This is a genomic window from Thalassolituus sp. LLYu03, assembly GCF_050507655.1.
Lineage (GTDB): Bacteria > Pseudomonadota > Gammaproteobacteria > Pseudomonadales > Oceanobacteraceae > Venatoribacter.
The window spans coordinates 502,044-520,142 of sequence record NZ_CP191496.1 but is presented as its reverse complement, the minus strand read 5'-3'; the positions used below and the strand labels follow the sequence as shown (position 1 = coordinate 520,142).

Below are 18,099 nucleotides of genomic sequence, written 5' to 3'. Positions count from 1 at the left end.
CGCTTATCCCTCAAGCGTTAGAGTGTCCTTGTGCTACCTAAGACAGGAGGTCTGTATGCATAAGGATACAATACGAGCATTTTCAATCACTGAATTGCTGATAACCACCGCACTTATAGCCATTATTGTTCAGATCGGAATGCCTGCCATGACGAATCTGACGGACAAAATGAAGTCCAACAACGAGCTTTCAAGCCTTCATATTTTGATCGCGCAAGCACGCCAGGCTGCTATTTTACGCAACACAACAACCACGATATGCCCACTGATCGACAATAGCTGTACTGACAACTGGAACAACACCTTAGCGCTCTTCACCGACGAAAATCGCAACAATCGGCTGGATGCAGACGAAACACTGCTGGGACATATCAACGCAGCGCCTGCAAACGTCATGAGAACCTTCACCGGATCAACAATCGGATTCGATGCTCGTGGATTCTCCGGATTCAGAACCGGTTCGTTAGGTTACTGCCGCACAGGCACCAGCACCTACTCTGGGTCCTTCATCATTTCCAGAGTCGGCCGAATCCGCAGAGGATCTGATAGTAACGGCGATGGCATTGCTGAGACGGCCAGTAACAAGAACGTACGGTGCCCCTGAGCCTGCGCCACTCGTTCCCAATAATCAGCCATTCATCATCAGTGTGTTCACTTTACCCTTGTAAGCGGTATGGTAAAGGCTGAGAAAACTATGGTGACTCAGGTTCACATGATGAAACGACGTACACAAGCAAAGCAGAACGGATCGGCCCTGATCGTTGGGCTGGTCATTCTCACTGCGATTACCATGGGCGCCATGGTTGCCATGCAAAGATCCGGCGTTCAGATACGAATGGTCAGTAACCTGCAACATGAGCAGGAACTGAGCAATGCAGCGATGAGCACGCTGAACTACCTGTATGACAAGATGGAAAGCAATGGCACCCTGCAGAATGCCATTCTGACAAAGGCGGAGACGCTCTACCGGGAGTCTCTGACACCTGACCCTGCGACTGGGGAGTCATCAAGCCCGTCGTTCGACCCATTCAGCACCTACCCGAATTCTCTGACCGTGCCAGAGTTTGAAGCCAAAAGTATTGCACGCAACGGTATCACAGCAGAAATTCAGAGCCTTCCCTCTCCGTCTGGTAACAACTTTTATTTGAAGGGCAAGGGTGGCTGCGGAAGTGGCTGCAGTGTTATCCATACCGCTATCACAGTGCAGGTTAACAGTAAGAATAACGTTATGACGTCGTCACAGGAAATTGGAGCTCGCCGCTTAACGCCAGGTGGAACCAACCAATGAATACTTCTTGCCAGCTGATCAGCCACTATTACTGAGGTACTACACCATGAAACTTTACTGGTTGACCCTAATCGCTTACGGACTTGTATCATCGAAAGTGGTGATGGCAGATGACACTGAGATTTACCGCAATACAGATAATCGCATTAACCCAAACGTTATCTTCCTGATCGATACCTCGGGCAGTATGGCCTATGAGGCTGCTGACAATAGTCAACCGGAAGCAGGGGAACTTTCGCGTTTGGATATTGTGAAAAAATCCGCAACGGACGCGATATCGCAACTCAGCACCAACGAACCCATCAATATCGCGGTAATGCGCTTCGATGATCTATATAATGGCTCCTATGAAGGCGGATTTGTATTAGAACCATTTGTTACTACAAACACTGATGCGAATAAGACCATTCTTAAAAATGCCATTAACAGTCTTATAGCGCCTGGGGGAACCAAAACAAGTAATATGGGGGGCGGCACTCCCATGACGGAAAGCTTCATGGAAGCCGCACGTTACATGTTAGGCATGAAAGCAGACTATGGTAAATATCAAGATATCACCTACAAACAAATTGGTACGAAGTATACCAGCTCCGGCGGCGTATCGTATTTTGGGACCGACAAGAAAGGCAGAGGGAGCGACCCCGACAGCATGGAGCTCAAGAGTGGTACCTACTACTACAAGTCTCCGATAACAGCTACTTGTCAGAAAAACCACATTGTAATTTTTACGGATGGTGCTCCGTCTTCCGATAGCAGTTCGGACGAAGATATCAGAAACCTTCTTACTGACAACAGCATAAGCCTCCCTAAGGATACTGTTAACAATAGCCTGAGCTCAGACTGTAAAGCAAGTTCCAGCGGATCGTGTGCAGAAGAGCTTGCTTACTTCCTGCAGAATCATGACCACTTTAAAGATTCAGACATTACCGGAACAGTAGACCCGAATGCATCCGAGGTTACTCAATCTGTCTATGTTCACACGGTAGGTGGTTTTTCTGGCATCGATGATTTCGGCAAAAAGCTGCTCAATGACGTCGCCAAATACGGGCATCCACTCACGCCCGCACATTTAAATGCTGACGGCACCTCTAAACACTATTATGCAGCCAGCGATGAAGCTCAGCTGACCGATGCCTTACTGAAAGTATTCGGCGGTATTGCCAATACGGCAGGAAACTTCGCCGCTCCCGTCGTTGCTGTTAACGCTTTCAACAGCCTTGAGCATCGTGATGAGCTGTATTACTCGGTATTTCAACCATCTGAGTCACCGGGTTGGTCTGGCAATATCAAGCGCTACCGGATGAACAGCAGCGGAACCATCCTAGATGTCAATGATGTCGCGGCGATTGACCCTCAAACGGGTTTCTTTAAAGACGATTCTAAAAGCTTCTGGACTATTGGCGATCCTGACGGGGCCATCGTAGCCAACGGTGGCATCGCCAAACGTATGCCTTCGGACAGAAAGGTTTACACTCTGCTTTCCGGACTGGGGAACATCATCAGTTCTTCCAACAAAGTTGATGAAAATAACTCCAGCATTACTAAAGCCATGCTGGATGATTTTTTACCAACCGGAACCACTCTAACCACAAGCGGTCGTACAGCGGCTCTGAAGTGGGCTCATGGCATGGATCCATCAACAGGGGCCGCGCATTATGAATTACCAGATCCGCTGCACGGTAACCCGGTTCTGATGACCTATGGTGAAAGTACATCATCAACATCAGATGTTCTGTTTACAGGTACTAATGCAGGATACATACACGCTTTTAATCCAGATAAAGATGCCCCAAGCGAGCTATGGGCTTTCGTACCGAAAGAAATGCTGCCCAATATTCCCGTATATCAGCAAGGGCTATCACGCCTTGTCAAAGCCTATGGTATTGATGGCCCGCTGAGTGTCTATCATGCCGATAGCAATTCTGACCGCATTATCAACTCAGGTGAGACCGCTTATCTGGCGGTAGGCATGCGGCGTGGCGGTTCACATTACTACTTGCTGGACATTTCAGACAAAAATGCGCCCAAGCTGAAAGCACAAATATCCAGTGGAAACACCGGCTTTGAGGAACTTGGTCAGACCTGGTCACGAATGATCCCTGCCACAGTAACCTGGAATGGTAAAAAGACAGATGTCTTTTTCTTTGGCGGTGGCTATGACACCGATGAGGATAATGCATCCACCAGAATTACACACGACAAAGGCAATGCCATCTATATGGTAAGGGCCTCTGCCGATGGTTCAGGCAAGCCATTCGACTTACTGTGGAAGGCATCTGGAAACTCCGGAAACGCTTTTGGCCCTTATTTATCCAGCATGAAGTCCAGCTTTGCTGGAGATCTGAGTCTGGTTGATAACGACGGCAATGGCACAGTAGATTTGATTTACGCAGCTGATGTCGGTGGCCGTCTCTGGCGTTTCGATATCGACAAGGACAATAGCAGCGCATCTACCTTCGCAACCGGCGGTGCGATTGCGGACTTCAACGACGGTACTAAATCCGGAGATGTTCGTTTCTATACTCAGCCCGACGTTGTATACACAGAGTCTGGCTCATTTACGTTTCAGGATGCAGCCAATCCAAGCAATACTTACACGAAATCTGTGGGGCGCTACCAGATTACGATCGGTTCCGGATTCAGAGCTGGTCCATTAAGTACAGCTGTAAAAGATAAAATCTTTGTTCTTAATGACTTCAACATCAATGCAGCACCGACGACCTATAAAGCAATTGGTGTATCTGATCTGGCTAATTACGCAAGCTACGATTCCGCGACCGCAGACCAGCAACTGAATGGCTTCTATTACCCTCTTCCCTATACAGGTGAAAAAGTCCTCAGCACAACTCTCACCGTAAACGACGTCATTTATATCCCAACCTTCAGACCGTCCGACTCATCCATCGAGATTGGCTGTGAACCAGACACCGGTCAGGCGAGATTAATCATCATCAATATGAAAGATCCTAAAAAGGTGGTGATAACTAAAGAGCTTGAACAGGGCGGTATTGTCCCTAAGCCTATCCTTGTGTTTCCACCATCAGATCCAACCACGGGCGAACCGTCTAAACCAGTAATCGCCATTGGTACAGAAGTGACTCAGGTTGAAGGAGACTTCAACGCCCTGCAGCAGACTTACTGGAGGCCAGCTCAGTGAGACGTGCAGTAATGCAAAAAGGGTTCACCATTATCGAACTGATGATCATTGTCGCCGTAATCGCGATTGTCAGTGTGCTAGGTGTTCCTGCAATGGAAACCATAAAGTCAAACCGACTTGCAGACAGGCTCTATCAGGAGATAGAGCTTGATTTGCGCTACGCCAGAAGTCAGGCTTCCAGCACAGGTATCATCTATGAATTTGAGCCACTGAATGATTGGGACGACGGATGGAAGGTGACGCAGAAAGCGGCAGGTGGTGATGTCATTATGCGTCAGAGAAACCATGAATTGCTCTCTGGTACGATTACCAGTGCGGATCTTAAAACAGGGAGCCCCTTGGCATTCCAGCCAAATGGAAGGTCGAACAATGACGTCCAAATAAAGATCGACGTGACTGGATGCTCAGGAGACAAAATCCGGACAATTCAGGCAAACAGAATTGGACAAATTCAAATTACGGATATAGAAGCATGCTGAACAGAGCACACTCCGGCTTTACGATGATTGAAGTTTTGGTAACCATCGCGATTACCGTAGTGGGCCTATTAGGTATCAGCACACTTCAGCTTCAATCAAACCGCGCAATGCTGGATTCTGGAAATCGCTCTCAGGCAATATGGATGCTGGAGGATCTGGCATATCGCATGAATGCAAACAGTAAAGCAATTGCCAATTACGATACTGGAGGCACTCTCACGCTCGATGATTGCCAGAAGCCGGACAAGATGTGTGCTGACTACTATAACGGCGGGAAGATCAGTGCAGATATATGCACAGGCGATGAGGTTGCCGCCTTTGATGTCTGGGACCTTCTCTGCAAGAAAAATTTTGCGATAGACGCTATTGAAATAAGGGAGTCATACGCAGACTTCATCGCCAACCCACGATTGACCATCGTCACAGACGAACCTAATAAGCGCGCGCAGATCACGGTTCAGTGGGATGTTCGCACTACGTCCTCCGATGAGAGTGGAAATAAGCTCTATTTCCTTGAAGATAATGATAAAACACAGCGTACAGACTCGGTGTCCCGAGAGGTTCAACTATGAGCTATAGATACCAGAAAGGCCTGACGCTTATCGAACTCATGATGGCGAGCACACTGGGCTTAATTGCGTCATATTTCATCATGAATATCATGATCACAAGTGCAAGGACTGCTCATTTATCTGAAGGCATATCGCAGAGCCAGGAAACCGGCAGGCTCGTAATGTCATGGCTGAAAGACTCCGTCATTAATGCCGGTTACGAGAGTAATTATCTGAACGAAGAATCGCCAGAACCATTAATGTCAGTCTGCACCGGTGCGACTACTCCACCGGCAGACAATGCCAACTGTATCTTTGATACAGACCTTAACGCTAATGCGGGCGACAGACTGGCAATACGAAGAACCGCCGGCGGCTTGAATCCCTCAACACGGGATATTCAGACCTGTGGTGGAGAAGCTCTTGCAGCGTCAATCATTAATGGTCAGGAGGAAGTTTCCGATGTGTTCTGGGTTTCTCTAAATACAGCAGATACTGATACAAGTAATGATTATCAGTTTCAGTGCGTTACATACGACAAGGACGGCAATAGACTGGGTACCGCTCAAACGATTGCCAATGGCATTGAATCTATGCAAATACTGGTTGGAATCGGCGATTCAGAAGGCAATGTGACCAATTTCGTTAGCCCTTCAGACGTAACTGACTGGAAGTCTGTCGTAGGTGTGAGAATTGCGCTACTTGCCAGGGAGTTTGGCAATTCAACTCTTGAAGATGAACGTCGGATATATGGTCTGTTAAACTCTGAACCCATCGAATTTAAAGACCGAACTGCCAGATACGTACAGAACGGTACTATATGGTTTCCTAATTCTAAAAAGATGTGAGCTAATTTATGAAGCAAACAGGTTTCACCCTGATTGAGCTGGTCGTCACGATGGCGATTATTGCAATTCTAGTCTCGGTAGGTCTTCCATCCTATAAAAGCTATACCATGAGAGGCAACCGGACCGATGGCATAGAGGCTCTCCAGCAACTTCTTGACGCCCAGGAAAGGTACTACGGTGACAACATGGAGTATGCGGACGACCTGAAAAAGTTGGGACTCAGCTCAAGCACTTATACAACCCAGCGAAACTTCTACACAATTAAAGTCGAAAAATGCACTGGCATGGACTATTACCAATGCGTTCAACTGCGAGCGACCCCCTCAAGTGTTCAAAGTGAGGACGGGCAGCTGCTTTTCAACTCCGCAGGCAAGCAAGTGCGAATTGTTGGTGGCTCCGAAATTGATCTTTAATCGAGTACGTTAAGTCTCAGCTCTTTCGGCAACGAAAACACCACGTTCTCCGGAATCCCGTCCAGTTCTACGGGCTGGGTTCCGCCGAGTGATATCAGCTTTTCTACGACTTCCCGCACGAGAACTTCCGGGGCTGAAGCGCCGGCGGTGATACCAATCGCTTTTTTACCTTCCAGCCATTCAGGCTGAATTTCAGCAGCACTGTCGATCAGGAACGCTTTGGCGCCCATCCGCTCTCCCAGCTCACGTAAACGGTTGGAGTTGGAACTGTTTGGCGAACCCACGACCAGCAACAGATCACAATCGGCTGCCAGTTTCTTCACTGCGTCCTGACGGTTTTGCGTGGCGTAGCAGATGTCGTCTTTACGCGGCCCCTGAATGTCAGGAAATTTCGCCCGCAATGCATCGATAACACGTGCGGTGTCGTCCATCGACAGGGTTGTCTGTGTGACGTACGACAATTTCTGTGGATTATTCACCTGCAGATTGGCGACGTCTTCTTCGTCTTCCACCAGATAAATACAACCGCCTTTGGCGTCGTCGTATTGCCCCATGGTGCCTTCAACTTCCGGGTGTCCCTTGTGGCCAATCAGGATGCACTCACTGCCGTCGGCACTGTAACGCGCGACTTCCAGATGCACCTTGGTGACCAGCGGACAGGTGGCATCAAATACGCGTAAACCCCGGTCAGAGGCATTTTTCCGTACCGCCTGCGATACACCGTGAGCCGAGAAAATCACGATACAGTTGTCGGGCACTTCATCCAGTTCGTCGACGAAAATAGCGCCGCGCTCGCGCAGGCCATTGACCACGAACTTGTTGTGCACCACTTCGTGACGCACATAAATCGGCGGCTCGAACAGATCGAGCGCGCGGTTCACAATGTCGATTGCACGATCAACCCCGGCGCAGAATCCGCGCGGGTTGGCCAGTTTAATCTGCATTGTTCACCTCAAGAATCTGCACTTCAAACTTCAGGGTTTTACCAGCCAGCGGATGGTTGAAATCGACCATTACCCAGTCGCCTTCTACATGGCTGATCACGCCCGGTAATTCCGCACCCTGCGCATCGGCAAACGACACCATAAGTCCTGGCGCCACTGGCATATCCACCGGAAACGTATTGCGCTTCATTTCCTGCACATTTTGCGGATTCGGTTGGCCGAAGGCTTTTTCTGGTGGAATATCGAACGTTTTATGGTCGCCGGTAGTCAGGCCAACCAGAAACTCTTCAAACCCTGGCAGCAGGTTGCCATCACCCAGAGTAAATTGCGCAGGCTGACGACCAAAGGTGGAATCCACAACCTGTTGCTCATCCAGTTTCAGCGCAAAATGCATACTGATTTTGCTGTTCTGCGCGATTACACCAACACTCATAACCTTCTCCGATCTTCAGGCCGCCGACTGACGACGTTCCTGCCAGAACTCTCTGATTACGTCGACAGCCATCATAAAGGCGCCAACGGAAATCGCGGAGTCTGCAATGTTAAATGCCGGGAAGTAAGCACGTTCCCAGTGTACTGAAATAAAATCGATCACATGGCCGTACACAAGGCGATCAAACAGATTACCAATAGCGCCGCCCAGAATCAGGGCCAACGCTACTGGCAGCCACACCTGTGTGCGCGGCAGACGCTTCATCCACACAATCAGCATGGCACTGACGCCCAGTGAAATTGCGGTAAAAAACCAGCGCTGCCAGCCGCCCTGATCTGCGAGAAAGCTGAACGCCGCGCCCGGGTTATACAGCAGCGTAAAGTCCAGCACCGGCAGCAGATACACAGGCTTGCCATACGACAGCAGCGCCTCTGCCAGTTGCTTGGTAGCCTGATCCAGCAGAAACACAGCCACCGCCAGCCATAACCAGATCAGCGCAGAACGTGGTGCAGTCATTATGCGAAACGACGGACTTCGCCATCGCCCTCCACGTTATCCACACAACGGGTACACAGCGTCGGATGCGCCGGATGAGTACCCACACTCGGGCTGTGATGCCAGCAGCGTTCGCACTTTTCATGCTCAGATACTTTGACCAGCACGCGCAGATCGTCCAGCTCAGTTTCACTGCCCGCACTGGCGTCAAACGCGTTGACTACGACGCCGGACGTGATCAACACAAAACGCAGTTCGTCGCCGAGTTTTTCCAGCTGAGCTTTAAGATCAGGCTGAGCAAACAATTCGACTTCGGCACTCAGACTCGCACCAATGGTTTTGTCGGCACGGGCCTTTTCCAGCACGCCGTTTACCGCCACTTTTGCTTCGATAATGTCAGCCCAGAATGCATCATTAAAAATGCTGGCACCGGTATCCGGGAAAGCGGTGTACCACTCAGCCAGCATCACAGACTCTTCTGCACGGCCCGGCAGACACTCCCAGATTTCTTCGGCAGTGAATGACAGCACAGGAGCAATCCAGCGGCTCATGGCTTCCAGAACATGGAACAGCGCTGTCTGCGCGCTGCGGCGCGGCAGGCCGTCAGCTTTACAGGTGTACTGACGGTCTTTAATCACATCCAGATAGAAACCACCCAGTTCCGTTACGCAGAAATTCATCAGCGTTTTGGTCAGGCCTTTAAAATCGTAGTTGTGATAGAAACCAATGACTTTTTCCTGCAGCGCGCGGGTGTAATTCACCATCCACGCATCCAGCGGCAGCAGCTGATCGCCCGCAACCATATCGGTCGCCGGATTAAAGCCGTTGATGTTCGCCAGCAGGAAACGACAGGTATTACGCACACGACGATATGCGTCGGCGTTGCGTTTCAGAATTTCTTTGGAAACGGTCATTTCACCGCTGTAATCGGTATCCGCTACCCACCAGCGCAGAATATCGCCGCCCAGTTCGTTGATGACTTCCTGCGGCTCAACGGTATTACCCAGGGATTTCGACATCTTGCGGCCTTCGCCATCGACGGTAAAACCATGGGTCAGTACGGTTTTGTAAGGTGCAGTGCCATAAGCCGCCACACTGGTCAGCAGTGAACTCTGGAACCAGCCACGATGCTGATCCGAACCCTCAAGATACATTTCGGCCGGGAATTTCAGACCGCTGCGCTCACGCAGCACGGCGGTATGGGTAACACCGGAGTCGAACCACACGTCGAGTGTATCGGTGACTTTGACATACTGTTCTGCCTCAGCACCGAGCAGCTCAGCCGCATCCAGATCGAACCAGGCATCAATGCCTTTTTCTTCGATTTTAAGCGCGACTTTTTCGATCAGTGCAGGTGTATCCGGGTGCAGAGCGCTGGTGTCTTTATGCACGAACAGCGCAATCGGCACGCCCCAGGTACGCTGACGGGAAATACACCAGTCAGGACGATCGGTCATCATGCTTTCGATACGGGCTTTACCCCAGCCCGGACGCCACTCAACGGTGTTGTTCACTTCGTGCATGGCATTTTCCAGCAGACCCGCCTGATTCATGCTGATGAACCACTGCGGTGTTGCTCGGAAAATAATCGGCGATTTATGACGCCAACAATGCGGATAACTGTGCGTGATTTTTACTTTTTTCAGCAGCGCGCCTTTTTCCGCCAGAATACCCAGCACGCGGAAATTGCCTTTATCGGCGGTGCTCAGACCCGCCAGCTCCAGCGCATCCAGTGCGGCGTTGCTGATGAAATTACCACTGCCATCGACCAGCATTTCAGCCGACGCAATGCCGTAGTGACCAGACACCACATAGTCGTCCGCACCGTGCATAGGCGCCGTGTGCACACAGCCGGTACCTGAATCAGCGGTAACGTGCTCACCGGTAATGACCGGCACACATTTAACGCTGCCATCGGCGGCAGACATAAACGGATGTTCAACCACAAAAGGTGCAGCAGCCTGACCGGCAACCTGACCAAAAGCCGCGCCTTTGGCCGTGCCGAGAACTTGGTAGTTTTCAACGCCATAACGCTTCATGGCATCGGCCACCAGATCGGTTGCCAGCAGCAGAATTTCGTTCTGTTCCTGCAGCAGAACCAGTGAGTATTCCAGCGTCGGATGCACAGACACGGCTTCGTTAGCCGGCAGGGTCCATGGTGTGGTGGTCCAGATAACAATCGAAACCGGGTTACCGGCTTGCGCGGCATCCGCTCCGAACGCCTGCAGAACACCGGCGCGATCGGCGAAGGCGAATTTTACGTCGATAGCCAGCGACTGCTTGTCCTGATATTCCACTTCGGCTTCGGCCAGCGCAGAACCACAATCCGGACACCAGTTAACCGGTTTAAACCCTTTGTGCAGATGGCCGTTGTCGATGATTTTGCCCAGCGTGCGGACGATATTGGCCTCGAACTTAAAGTTCATGGTCAGGTAAGGATTTTCCCAATCGCCCAGCACCATGAGTCGTTTGAAATCCTTGCGTTGTCCTTCCACCTGCTCAGCAGCGTATTCGCGGCAATGCTTACGGAATTCGCTGGCAGTGACTTTATCGCCAACTTTACCGACTTTTTCTTCGACCTTGAGTTCGATCGGCAGACCGTGACAGTCCCAGCCCGGAACATACGGCGCATCTTTGCCGCTTAAAGTCTGGGACTTCACAATCACGTCTTTCAGAATTTTGTTAACGGCGTGACCGATGTGAATTTTGCCGTTCGCGTACGGAGGACCGTCGTGCAGAATGAATTGGTCGCGACCCGCACGTGCCTGACGAATTTTCTGGTACAGACCAATCTCTTCCCAGCGCGCCAGCATGGCCGGTTCGCGTTGTGCCAGATTGCCACGCATCGGAAATTCGGTGTCGGGCAGATTCAGAGACGGTTTGTACTGACTTTCTACTTTATCGTTCATAGTCGGGTCACTTAAAAAACCAAATTCATTCGGATTCGTTAATGGCTGCGAAGTAATCGCGAGCAGCCTGTTTGTCATTTTCAATCGCCGCCCGCAGAGCGTCGATGCCGGGGAATTTCTGTTCATCACGGATTTTGTGCAGAAATTCCACGGTCAGGTGGCGGTAATACAAATCACCGGCAAAATCGAAGGCATGCACTTCCAGGGAAGGCTGCGCATCGCCGCTGATGGTCGGCTTCACGCCGAGGTTGGCCACGCCGGTCACAACCTGGCCGGTTTCTTCCAGTGTTGCCCGTACAGCGAAAACGCCGCTGAGCGGCAACTTGCGCCGGCGCACCATAATATTGGCCGTTGGCGTATCGAGCTGACGACCGAGCTGACGGCCAAACATCACCCGCCCCGACATGCGGTACGGACGATCGAGCATGTGCGCGGCACGACTCAGGTTGTTGGCGGTCAGCTCGCTGCGGATGCGGGTACTGCTCACGCGCTCGCTGTCGAATTCCAGCGTCGGCGTATCCTGCACGGCAAAGCCGTGGGCAACGCCGGCGGCGGCCAGTGCCTGATAATCGCCGCTGCGGTCGCAACCAAAACGGAAGTCGTCGCCCACAATCAGGTGACGGATGCGCAAGGCACTGATCAGAATATTCTGAATAAACGCGTCGGCTGACATGGAGCGCAGCGTCTGGTTGAACGGCAGACACAGCACATAGTCGACGCCTTCGGCGGCCAGATCCTGCAGTTTTTCGCGCAGGTTCGCGAGACGGGCCGGAGCGGCATCCGGTGCAAAAAACTCTTTCGGCTGCGGCTCAAACAGCATCACCAGCGTCGGTACGCCCTGCGCTGCTGAAATCTGTTTCAGCGAGCGGATGATGGCCTGATGCCCGATGTGCAGACCGTCGAAGTTGCCGATGGTCGCAGCGCAGCCCTGAAAGTCGGCCGGTATGTTATGAAGCCCTCGCAACAAGCGCATTCGCGGTTCTTACTCGCCTAATACAAAGGGCCGGATTATAGCCAACCTGCTGGTGCTGTAACAGCCATTTGGACAGTCAGTAACCACTTACACGCCGGATTTCCGGCCTCAGAAAACCTCACCCCGCACATGGCGCATGCGCAGACCCGCAGCGGCCAGTACCGCAAAGTAGAGCGCCACCGACGCCACCACGATCAGCGTCATCCAGCCTGCCCGGTAGGCCGTCGTCCACGCCAGCCATTGCTGAGGGTTACCCATCAGCCAGACCATCAGCGCTGTCAGCAGACCATTGGCCAGCAGCAGCTTAAGCCCAAACGACATCCAGCCCGACTGATGCTCATAGGCGCCCTGCTTACGCAGACCACGGTACAGCATGTACACGTTGTAATAGGCCGACAACGAGGTCGCCAGCGCCAGACCGGCATGCTGCAGCGGAAACACCAGCGCCAGATTCAGCACCATGTTCACCACCATGGCCTGAATGCCAATTTTCACCGGTGTTTTGGTGTCCTGACGGGCGTAATAGCCGGGCGCCAGCACCTTGATCAGCATGAACGCCAGCAAGCCACAGCCGTAGGCCTGCAGACTCAGACTCATCTTGCCGATGTCGTACGCCGTGATTTCGCCGTGGAAGAAGATGGTGGCCATCAGCGGGGTAGCGAGCACCACCAAGGCCAGTGCCGCCGGCAGTGCAATCAGGAACACCATACGCACCGCCCAATCCAGGGTGCGCGAAAAGCCGTCTTTTTCCTGCGCCGCATGCTTGCCCGATAGCGCAGGCAGAATAACCACGCCAATGGCAATCGCAAACACACCGAGCGGAAGATTGTTCAGGCGGTCCGAGTAATACAGCCAGCTGACCGAACCGGCCTCCAGAAACGACGCCAGCAGAGTATCCAGCAACAGGTTGATCTGACTGACGGACACACCAAACAGCGCCGGAATCATGAGCGTGACAATGCGTTTTACGCCCTCATCCTTCGGCTGATACTGAGGGCGAACCAGCAACCCCAGCCGCGCCACATACGGCAGCTGAAACACCAGCTGCACCAGACCGGCAAGAAACACGCCCCAGGCCAGAGCGTACAGAGGCTCGGCAAACCAGTCGCTCATCACCAGCGTGGCGAAAATCAGGCAGATGTTCAGCAGCACGGGCGTAAACGCCGGCACGGCAAATTTGCCGTACGCATTCAGCACACTGGACGCAAACGCGGTCAGGGAAATAAACAGCAGATACGGGAAGGTGATGCGCAGCAGATCACCCGTCAGCGCAAATTTGGCCGGATCACTGCGGAAGCCGGGTGAAAAAATCCACGGCAGGTAATCTGCAAACAGCAGCGCCAGCACAGTAACCGCCAGCAATACGGTACCCAGCACGCCAGACACCCGGGCAATCAGCAGACGCACCTCATCCAGCGGTTGCAGGCGGCGGTATTCGCTCAGCACAGGTACAAAGGCGACCGAGAAGGCACCTTCGGCAAACAGGCGGCGGAAGAAATTCGGAATTTTGAATGCCACCAGAAACGCATCCGCACGGGCACCAAAATACTGGGCCACCACCATGTCGCGGATCAGCCCCAGCACCCGGCTTAACAAGGTCATCAGACTGACGATTGATGACGAACGCAGCAGACCGACCGAAGGGCCACGGCTATTGGAGGAGGTCGTTTCCGACGGGGATTTTTCTGGCTGCGACATGACGAACGACTCTGATTGCATCCACTGCAGATACGGGTGGCCTATGATACGCACCCGCCGGCGAAATTCCTGCGGCACAAATAAAAAAACCCGCAAAAGCGGGTTTTTTTATCGAACCTGAGACTGATATCAGCCTTTCAGTGCGAATACCTTAGCATTCAGACGGCTCTTGATGCGAGCAGCGGTATTCTTGTGCAGGATACCTTTGTTCACCATCTTGTCGATGTAAGGTTGGGATTTAGTAAACGCAGCTTGGGCTTGGTCGTAGTCGGCAGTCGCAACAGCAGCGTTTACTTTCTTGATGTAAGTACGCACCATTGAGCGCAGAGCGACAGTACGAGCACGACGTTTTACAGCCTGACGGGCGCGTTTACGAGAACCAGCGGAATTTGCCACAGTCGGCTCCTCAAAATTGGTTATTCAGTCAAATTCTAGAGGGCCGGAATTATGCTGAGATAGCCCAGCCCTGTCAACTAAGGGCGCACATAATACAGGCAGTGCGCCCACGATTCAATCTATCTGGCGGTTAATCAGTCAACGATGACCTGTTCGAACGACTTCACCAGTTCGTCCACCGCTTTCATCTGCGCCAGATACGGCTCCAGCTTGTCCAGTGGCAGCGCGCAAGGGCCGTCACACTTGGCTTCAGCCGGATTCGGATGAGCTTCCAGGAACAGACCAGCAATGCCCAGCGCCATACCGGAACGGGCCAACTGGAACGCCTGCTGACGACGACCATCGGCAGAATCCGCACGACCGCCCGGACGCTGCAGCGCGTGAGTCGCGTCAAAAATGACAGGTGCCATGGACTTCATTTCGTCCATGCCCAGCATGTCCACCACCAGGTTGTTGTAACCGAAGCTGGAACCACGCTCACACAGCATGACGCGTTCGTTACCGGCTTCGGCAAACTTTTTGATGATGTGACGCATCTCGTGCGGTGCCAGGAACTGAGGCTTCTTCACGTTGATCGCCGCGCCGGTTTTGGCCATAGCCACTACCAGATCGGTCTGACGCGCCAGAAACGCCGGCAGCTGGATAACATCCACGATTTCCGCCACAGGCGCCGCCTGATACGGTTCGTGCACGTCGGTGATCAGCGGCACATTGAAGGTCTTTTTGATTTCCTCAAAAATTTTCAGACCTTCTTCCATACCCGGACCGCGGTAGGAATTGATGGAGGAGCGGTTCGCTTTGTCGAAAGACGCTTTGAAGACATAGGGAATGCCCAGCTTCTCGGTGACTTTGACGTAGTGTTCAGCCACTGTCATGGCCAGATCACGACTCTCCAGCACGTTCATACCGGCAAACAGAGTGAAAGGAGCGTCGTTGCTGACGTTCAGCCCGGCAACATTTACAACCTCAATCATCAGAATCCTCGTTATTTTTTCTGATCGTTTATTCCGTAACCTGCCATTCAAAGCAGGGCTACAAGATCGCAGCCTACAAGACTACCAGATTGTCGCGATGGATAATCTCAGGCTCGGCAATATACCCCAACGCCTGCTCAAGCTGCGCGGTCGGGGTTCGCAAAATCTTACGGGCATCATCGGCGGCATAGTTCACCAGCCCTTTCGCCACCAGATTACCCTGCTCGTCTTTGCAGGACACCACCTGACCACGCTCGAATTTACCGATCGCAGCAATCACGCCGATCGGCAGCAGACTGCGGCCGGATTCACGCAGGGCTTTAATGGCGCCCGCATCGAGAATCAGTTCACCATGAGTCTGCAGGTGACCGGCAATCCACTGTTTACGTGCGGCATCCGGCTCTTTGTCGGACACCAGCATGGTGCCCAGCAGCTCACCCGCACGCAGACGGGTAACCACGTTGTCGATGCGACCACCGACAATCACGGTATCCGCACCGGAACGCGCCGCCAGACGGGCTGCACGCACCTTGGTGATCATGCCACCACGACCCAGCGAACCAGCACCACCCGCCATACTCATGTATTTAGGGTCTGACGCCAGCCCCTGATAAATCAGCTCAGCATCCGGATTGGAGCGCGGATCCGCGGTAAACAGACCCAGCTGATCGGTCAGAATGACCAGCACATCCGCCTCAACCAGATTGGCCACCAGCGCACCCAGGGTGTCGTTGTCGCCAAAGCGGATTTCGTCGGTAACCACCGTATCGTTTTCATTAATCACCGGCACCACACCCAGCTTCAACAGCTCGCGCAGTGTGGTGCGGGCATTCAGATAGCGTTTGCGGTCGGACAGATCATCATGGGTCAGCAGAATCTGCGCCGTAACGCGCTTGTAGCGGGCAAAGGCACTTTCGTACGCCTGCACCAAGCCCATCTGACCAACGGCCGCAGCGGCCTGCAGCTTGTGTACTTCTTCCGGGCGCTTTTTCCAGCCCAGACGGGTCATGCCTTCCGCCACAGAACCGGAAGACACCAGCACCACCTCATGCCCCCGATCGAGCAGAGCAGCAATCTGATCCACCCACCCCTGCATGCCTTCCAGATTCAGGCCGCGCCCGTCATTGGTTAACAGGGCACTGCCAATTTTGATCACCCAGCGTTTCTGTTTTGCCAGTTTCTGCCGGGTTTCCTGCCACTCAACAGCCGTCATCTTCTGCCCACTGCTCTCTGCGACTGCTCTTTCGAGCGATTATGTCTGTAGTCGGTTGCGATCACTCGCGGAGGTAGATGACCTCTACGTCGTAATCGTCATCGTCGTCATCTTCGTTCAGTTCACGCAGCTGACGGCGACGCTCGGCCAGCATTTCAATGTGCTCACGCGCTTCAGCTTCAACCTGATCGCGCTCAGCAAGGATCTGCTCGGCAAATTCTTCGTCATCTTCGGCCCGCGCACGACGGGCTTCCATGTATTCCATGATCTCACAGCTGAGCTTGAAGGTGCCTTCGCGGTTGATGGCCGAAATACGGAATACCGGGCCAGTCCACTGCAGACGCTCAACAATGTCATTGCAGCGGGCGTCGCGCTCTTCTTCCGGCACCATGTCCAGCTTGTTCAGCACCAGCCAGCGGTCACGCTGCGCCAGACCCGGAGAGAACTGCTCCAGTTCATTGGCAATGGCCTGTACGTTTTCTGCCGGATCAGAATCATCAAACGGTGCCACATCCACGATGTGCAGCAACAGCTGGGTACGCACCAGATGCTTGAGGAAACGGGTTCCCAGACCAGCACCGTCAGAGGCACCCGGGATCAGACCCGGAATGTCCGCAATAACAAAGCTGCGGTGTTCTTCTACCTTCACCACACCCAGATTCGGCACCAGCGTGGTGAACGGGTAATCCGCCACTTTCGGGGTCGCGGCAGACACAGAGCGGATAAAGGTCGATTTACCGGCATTTGGCAGACCGAGCAGACCAACGTCAGCGAGCACTTTCAGCTCCAGCTTAACGTTGCGCGACTCGCCCGGCTGACCTGGTTTGGACTGGGTAGGCGCCTGGTTGGTACTGGATTTATAACGGGTATTGCCCAGACCGTGGAAACCACCACGGGCAATCATCAGCTTCTGGCCGGGTTCGGTCAGGTCACCCAGCTTTTCGCCAGTGTCCTCGTCGAACGCGCCGGTACCCACTGGTACACGCAGAATCATGTCCGCACCTTTATTGCCGGTGCAGTTGCGGCTCTGGCCGCCTTTGCCATTTTCCGCCTGATAATGGCGGGTATAGCGGTAATCGATCAGGGTATTGATCGATTCAGTGGCTTCCAGATACACGGAACCACCGTCGCCACCGTCGCCACCGTCCGGGCCACCCTTGGGAATAAACTTCTCACGACGGAAGCTCACACAGCCATTGCCGCCCTTGCCCGCCTGAACGGTAATACGTGCTTCGTCGACGAATTTCATCTCAGTAACCTCGGTGATGCCTGCGACAGCAGGTAATCAGACAAACAAAAACGCCCTGACTGCAAAAACTGGAGTCAGG

The 18,099-nt window shown here is 52.9% G+C and carries 17 protein-coding genes; 7 read left to right on the top strand and 10 right to left on the bottom strand.

The genetic code is table 11. The annotated features are described in order from the left end of the window. Positions 1–55 precede the first annotated feature (55 nt). From ACQUQU_RS02515 to ACQUQU_RS02485, 7 genes are all read left to right on the top strand, one after another. Complete coding sequence (locus tag ACQUQU_RS02515) at positions 56–604, top strand: GspH/FimT family pseudopilin (protein WP_430461674.1); 549 nt, start codon at positions 56–58, stop codon at positions 602–604. Between the two features lie 108 nt (positions 605–712). Next, complete coding sequence (locus tag ACQUQU_RS02510) at positions 713–1,288, top strand: pilus assembly PilX family protein (protein ID WP_430461673.1); 576 nt, start codon at positions 713–715, stop codon at positions 1,286–1,288. 46 nt (positions 1,289–1,334) lie between these two features. After that, positions 1,335–4,445: a PilC/PilY family type IV pilus protein gene (locus tag ACQUQU_RS02505; protein WP_430461672.1), complete on the top strand. Its 3,111-nt coding sequence runs from the start codon at positions 1,335–1,337 to the stop codon at positions 4,443–4,445. Positions 4,446–4,456: 11 nt separating this feature from the next. After that, the gene (locus tag ACQUQU_RS02500; RefSeq protein ID WP_430461671.1) at positions 4,457–4,924 is read left to right on the top strand and encodes a GspH/FimT family pseudopilin; all 468 of its coding nucleotides are present in this window, start codon (positions 4,457–4,459) and stop codon (positions 4,922–4,924) included. Further along, positions 4,918–5,496, top strand: a complete 579-nt coding sequence (locus tag ACQUQU_RS02495) for a type IV pilus modification PilV family protein (RefSeq protein WP_430461670.1) — start codon at positions 4,918–4,920, stop codon at positions 5,494–5,496. Before ACQUQU_RS02500 ends, ACQUQU_RS02495 begins: the two co-directional genes overlap by 7 nt. Then, positions 5,493–6,323, top strand: coding sequence for a PilW family protein (locus tag ACQUQU_RS02490; protein ID WP_430461669.1), 831 nt, complete (start codon positions 5,493–5,495; stop codon positions 6,321–6,323). The genes ACQUQU_RS02495 and ACQUQU_RS02490 overlap by 4 nt, the downstream gene beginning before the upstream one ends. Positions 6,324–6,331: 8 nt before the next feature. Beyond that, the gene (locus ACQUQU_RS02485; protein ID WP_430461668.1) at positions 6,332–6,736 is read left to right on the top strand and encodes a type IV pilin protein; all 405 of its coding nucleotides are present in this window, start codon (positions 6,332–6,334) and stop codon (positions 6,734–6,736) included. Here the strand turns inward: ACQUQU_RS02485 and ispH are convergent. The 10 genes from ispH to cgtA all read right to left on the bottom strand — a co-directional run bounded on the left by ispH (position 6,733) and on the right by cgtA (position 18,020). Then, entirely contained in the window at positions 6,733–7,680 is a 948-nt protein-coding gene (gene ispH, locus ACQUQU_RS02480) for a 4-hydroxy-3-methylbut-2-enyl diphosphate reductase (protein WP_430461667.1), read from the bottom strand. The genes ACQUQU_RS02485 and ispH overlap by 4 nt on opposite strands. After that, positions 7,670–8,113, bottom strand: a complete 444-nt coding sequence (fkpB, locus tag ACQUQU_RS02475; protein ID WP_430461666.1) for an FKBP-type peptidyl-prolyl cis-trans isomerase — start codon at positions 8,111–8,113, stop codon at positions 7,670–7,672. Before fkpB ends, ispH begins: the two co-directional genes overlap by 11 nt. A gap of 15 nt (positions 8,114–8,128) precedes the next feature. After that, positions 8,129–8,629 (bottom strand): signal peptidase II, encoded by a 501-nt coding sequence (gene lspA / locus ACQUQU_RS02470; RefSeq protein WP_430461665.1) that lies wholly within the window; start codon positions 8,627–8,629, stop codon positions 8,129–8,131. Further along, positions 8,629–11,517 (bottom strand): isoleucine--tRNA ligase, encoded by a 2,889-nt coding sequence (ileS, locus tag ACQUQU_RS02465; protein ID WP_430461664.1) that lies wholly within the window; start codon positions 11,515–11,517, stop codon positions 8,629–8,631. The genes lspA and ileS overlap by 1 nt, the downstream gene beginning before the upstream one ends. A gap of 25 nt (positions 11,518–11,542) precedes the next feature. Next, positions 11,543–12,490, bottom strand: coding sequence for a bifunctional riboflavin kinase/FAD synthetase (gene ribF, locus ACQUQU_RS02460; RefSeq protein ID WP_430461663.1), 948 nt, complete (start codon positions 12,488–12,490; stop codon positions 11,543–11,545). 108 nt (positions 12,491–12,598) lie between these two features. Continuing rightward, positions 12,599–14,188, bottom strand: a complete 1,590-nt coding sequence (gene murJ, locus ACQUQU_RS02455) for a murein biosynthesis integral membrane protein MurJ (RefSeq protein WP_430463006.1) — start codon at positions 14,186–14,188, stop codon at positions 12,599–12,601. Between the two features lie 129 nt (positions 14,189–14,317). Next, positions 14,318–14,584 (bottom strand): 30S ribosomal protein S20, encoded by a 267-nt coding sequence (gene rpsT, locus ACQUQU_RS02450; RefSeq protein ID WP_430461662.1) that lies wholly within the window; start codon positions 14,582–14,584, stop codon positions 14,318–14,320. Between the two features lie 134 nt (positions 14,585–14,718). Beyond that, the gene (kdsA, locus tag ACQUQU_RS02445) at positions 14,719–15,558 is read right to left on the bottom strand and encodes a 3-deoxy-8-phosphooctulonate synthase (RefSeq protein ID WP_430461661.1); all 840 of its coding nucleotides are present in this window, start codon (positions 15,556–15,558) and stop codon (positions 14,719–14,721) included. Positions 15,559–15,631: 73 nt separating this feature from the next. Further along, positions 15,632–16,771, bottom strand: coding sequence for a glutamate 5-kinase (gene proB, locus ACQUQU_RS02440; RefSeq protein WP_430461660.1), 1,140 nt, complete (start codon positions 16,769–16,771; stop codon positions 15,632–15,634). Positions 16,772–16,832: 61 nt separating this feature from the next. Continuing rightward, the gene (cgtA, locus tag ACQUQU_RS02435; RefSeq protein ID WP_430461659.1) at positions 16,833–18,020 is read right to left on the bottom strand and encodes an Obg family GTPase CgtA; all 1,188 of its coding nucleotides are present in this window, start codon (positions 18,018–18,020) and stop codon (positions 16,833–16,835) included. Between the last annotated feature and the right edge of the window lie 79 nt (positions 18,021–18,099).

Coding starts and splice junctions, on each gene's coding strand:
- ACQUQU_RS02515 (WP_430461674.1), top strand. CDS start 56: ATGCATAAGGATACAATACGAGCATTTTCAATCACTGAATTGCTGATA.
- ACQUQU_RS02510 (WP_430461673.1), top strand. CDS start 713: ATGATGAAACGACGTACACAAGCAAAGCAGAACGGATCGGCCCTGATC.
- ACQUQU_RS02505 (WP_430461672.1), top strand. CDS start 1,335: ATGAAACTTTACTGGTTGACCCTAATCGCTTACGGACTTGTATCATCG.
- ACQUQU_RS02500 (WP_430461671.1), top strand. CDS start 4,457: ATGCAAAAAGGGTTCACCATTATCGAACTGATGATCATTGTCGCCGTA.
- ACQUQU_RS02495 (WP_430461670.1), top strand. CDS start 4,918: ATGCTGAACAGAGCACACTCCGGCTTTACGATGATTGAAGTTTTGGTA.
- ACQUQU_RS02490 (WP_430461669.1), top strand. CDS start 5,493: ATGAGCTATAGATACCAGAAAGGCCTGACGCTTATCGAACTCATGATG.
- ACQUQU_RS02485 (WP_430461668.1), top strand. CDS start 6,332: ATGAAGCAAACAGGTTTCACCCTGATTGAGCTGGTCGTCACGATGGCG.
- ispH (WP_430461667.1), bottom strand. CDS start 7,680: ATGCAGATTAAACTGGCCAACCCGCGCGGATTCTGCGCCGGGGTTGAT.
- fkpB (WP_430461666.1), bottom strand. CDS start 8,113: ATGAGTGTTGGTGTAATCGCGCAGAACAGCAAAATCAGTATGCATTTT.
- lspA (WP_430461665.1), bottom strand. CDS start 8,629: ATGACTGCACCACGTTCTGCGCTGATCTGGTTATGGCTGGCGGTGGCT.
- ileS (WP_430461664.1), bottom strand. CDS start 11,517: ATGAACGATAAAGTAGAAAGTCAGTACAAACCGTCTCTGAATCTGCCC.
- ribF (WP_430461663.1), bottom strand. CDS start 12,490: ATGCGCTTGTTGCGAGGGCTTCATAACATACCGGCCGACTTTCAGGGC.
- murJ (WP_430463006.1), bottom strand. CDS start 14,188: ATGTCGCAGCCAGAAAAATCCCCGTCGGAAACGACCTCCTCCAATAGC.
- kdsA (WP_430461661.1), bottom strand. CDS start 15,558: ATGATTGAGGTTGTAAATGTTGCCGGGCTGAACGTCAGCAACGACGCT.
- proB (WP_430461660.1), bottom strand. CDS start 16,771: ATGACGGCTGTTGAGTGGCAGGAAACCCGGCAGAAACTGGCAAAACAG.
- cgtA (WP_430461659.1), bottom strand. CDS start 18,020: ATGAAATTCGTCGACGAAGCACGTATTACCGTTCAGGCGGGCAAGGGC.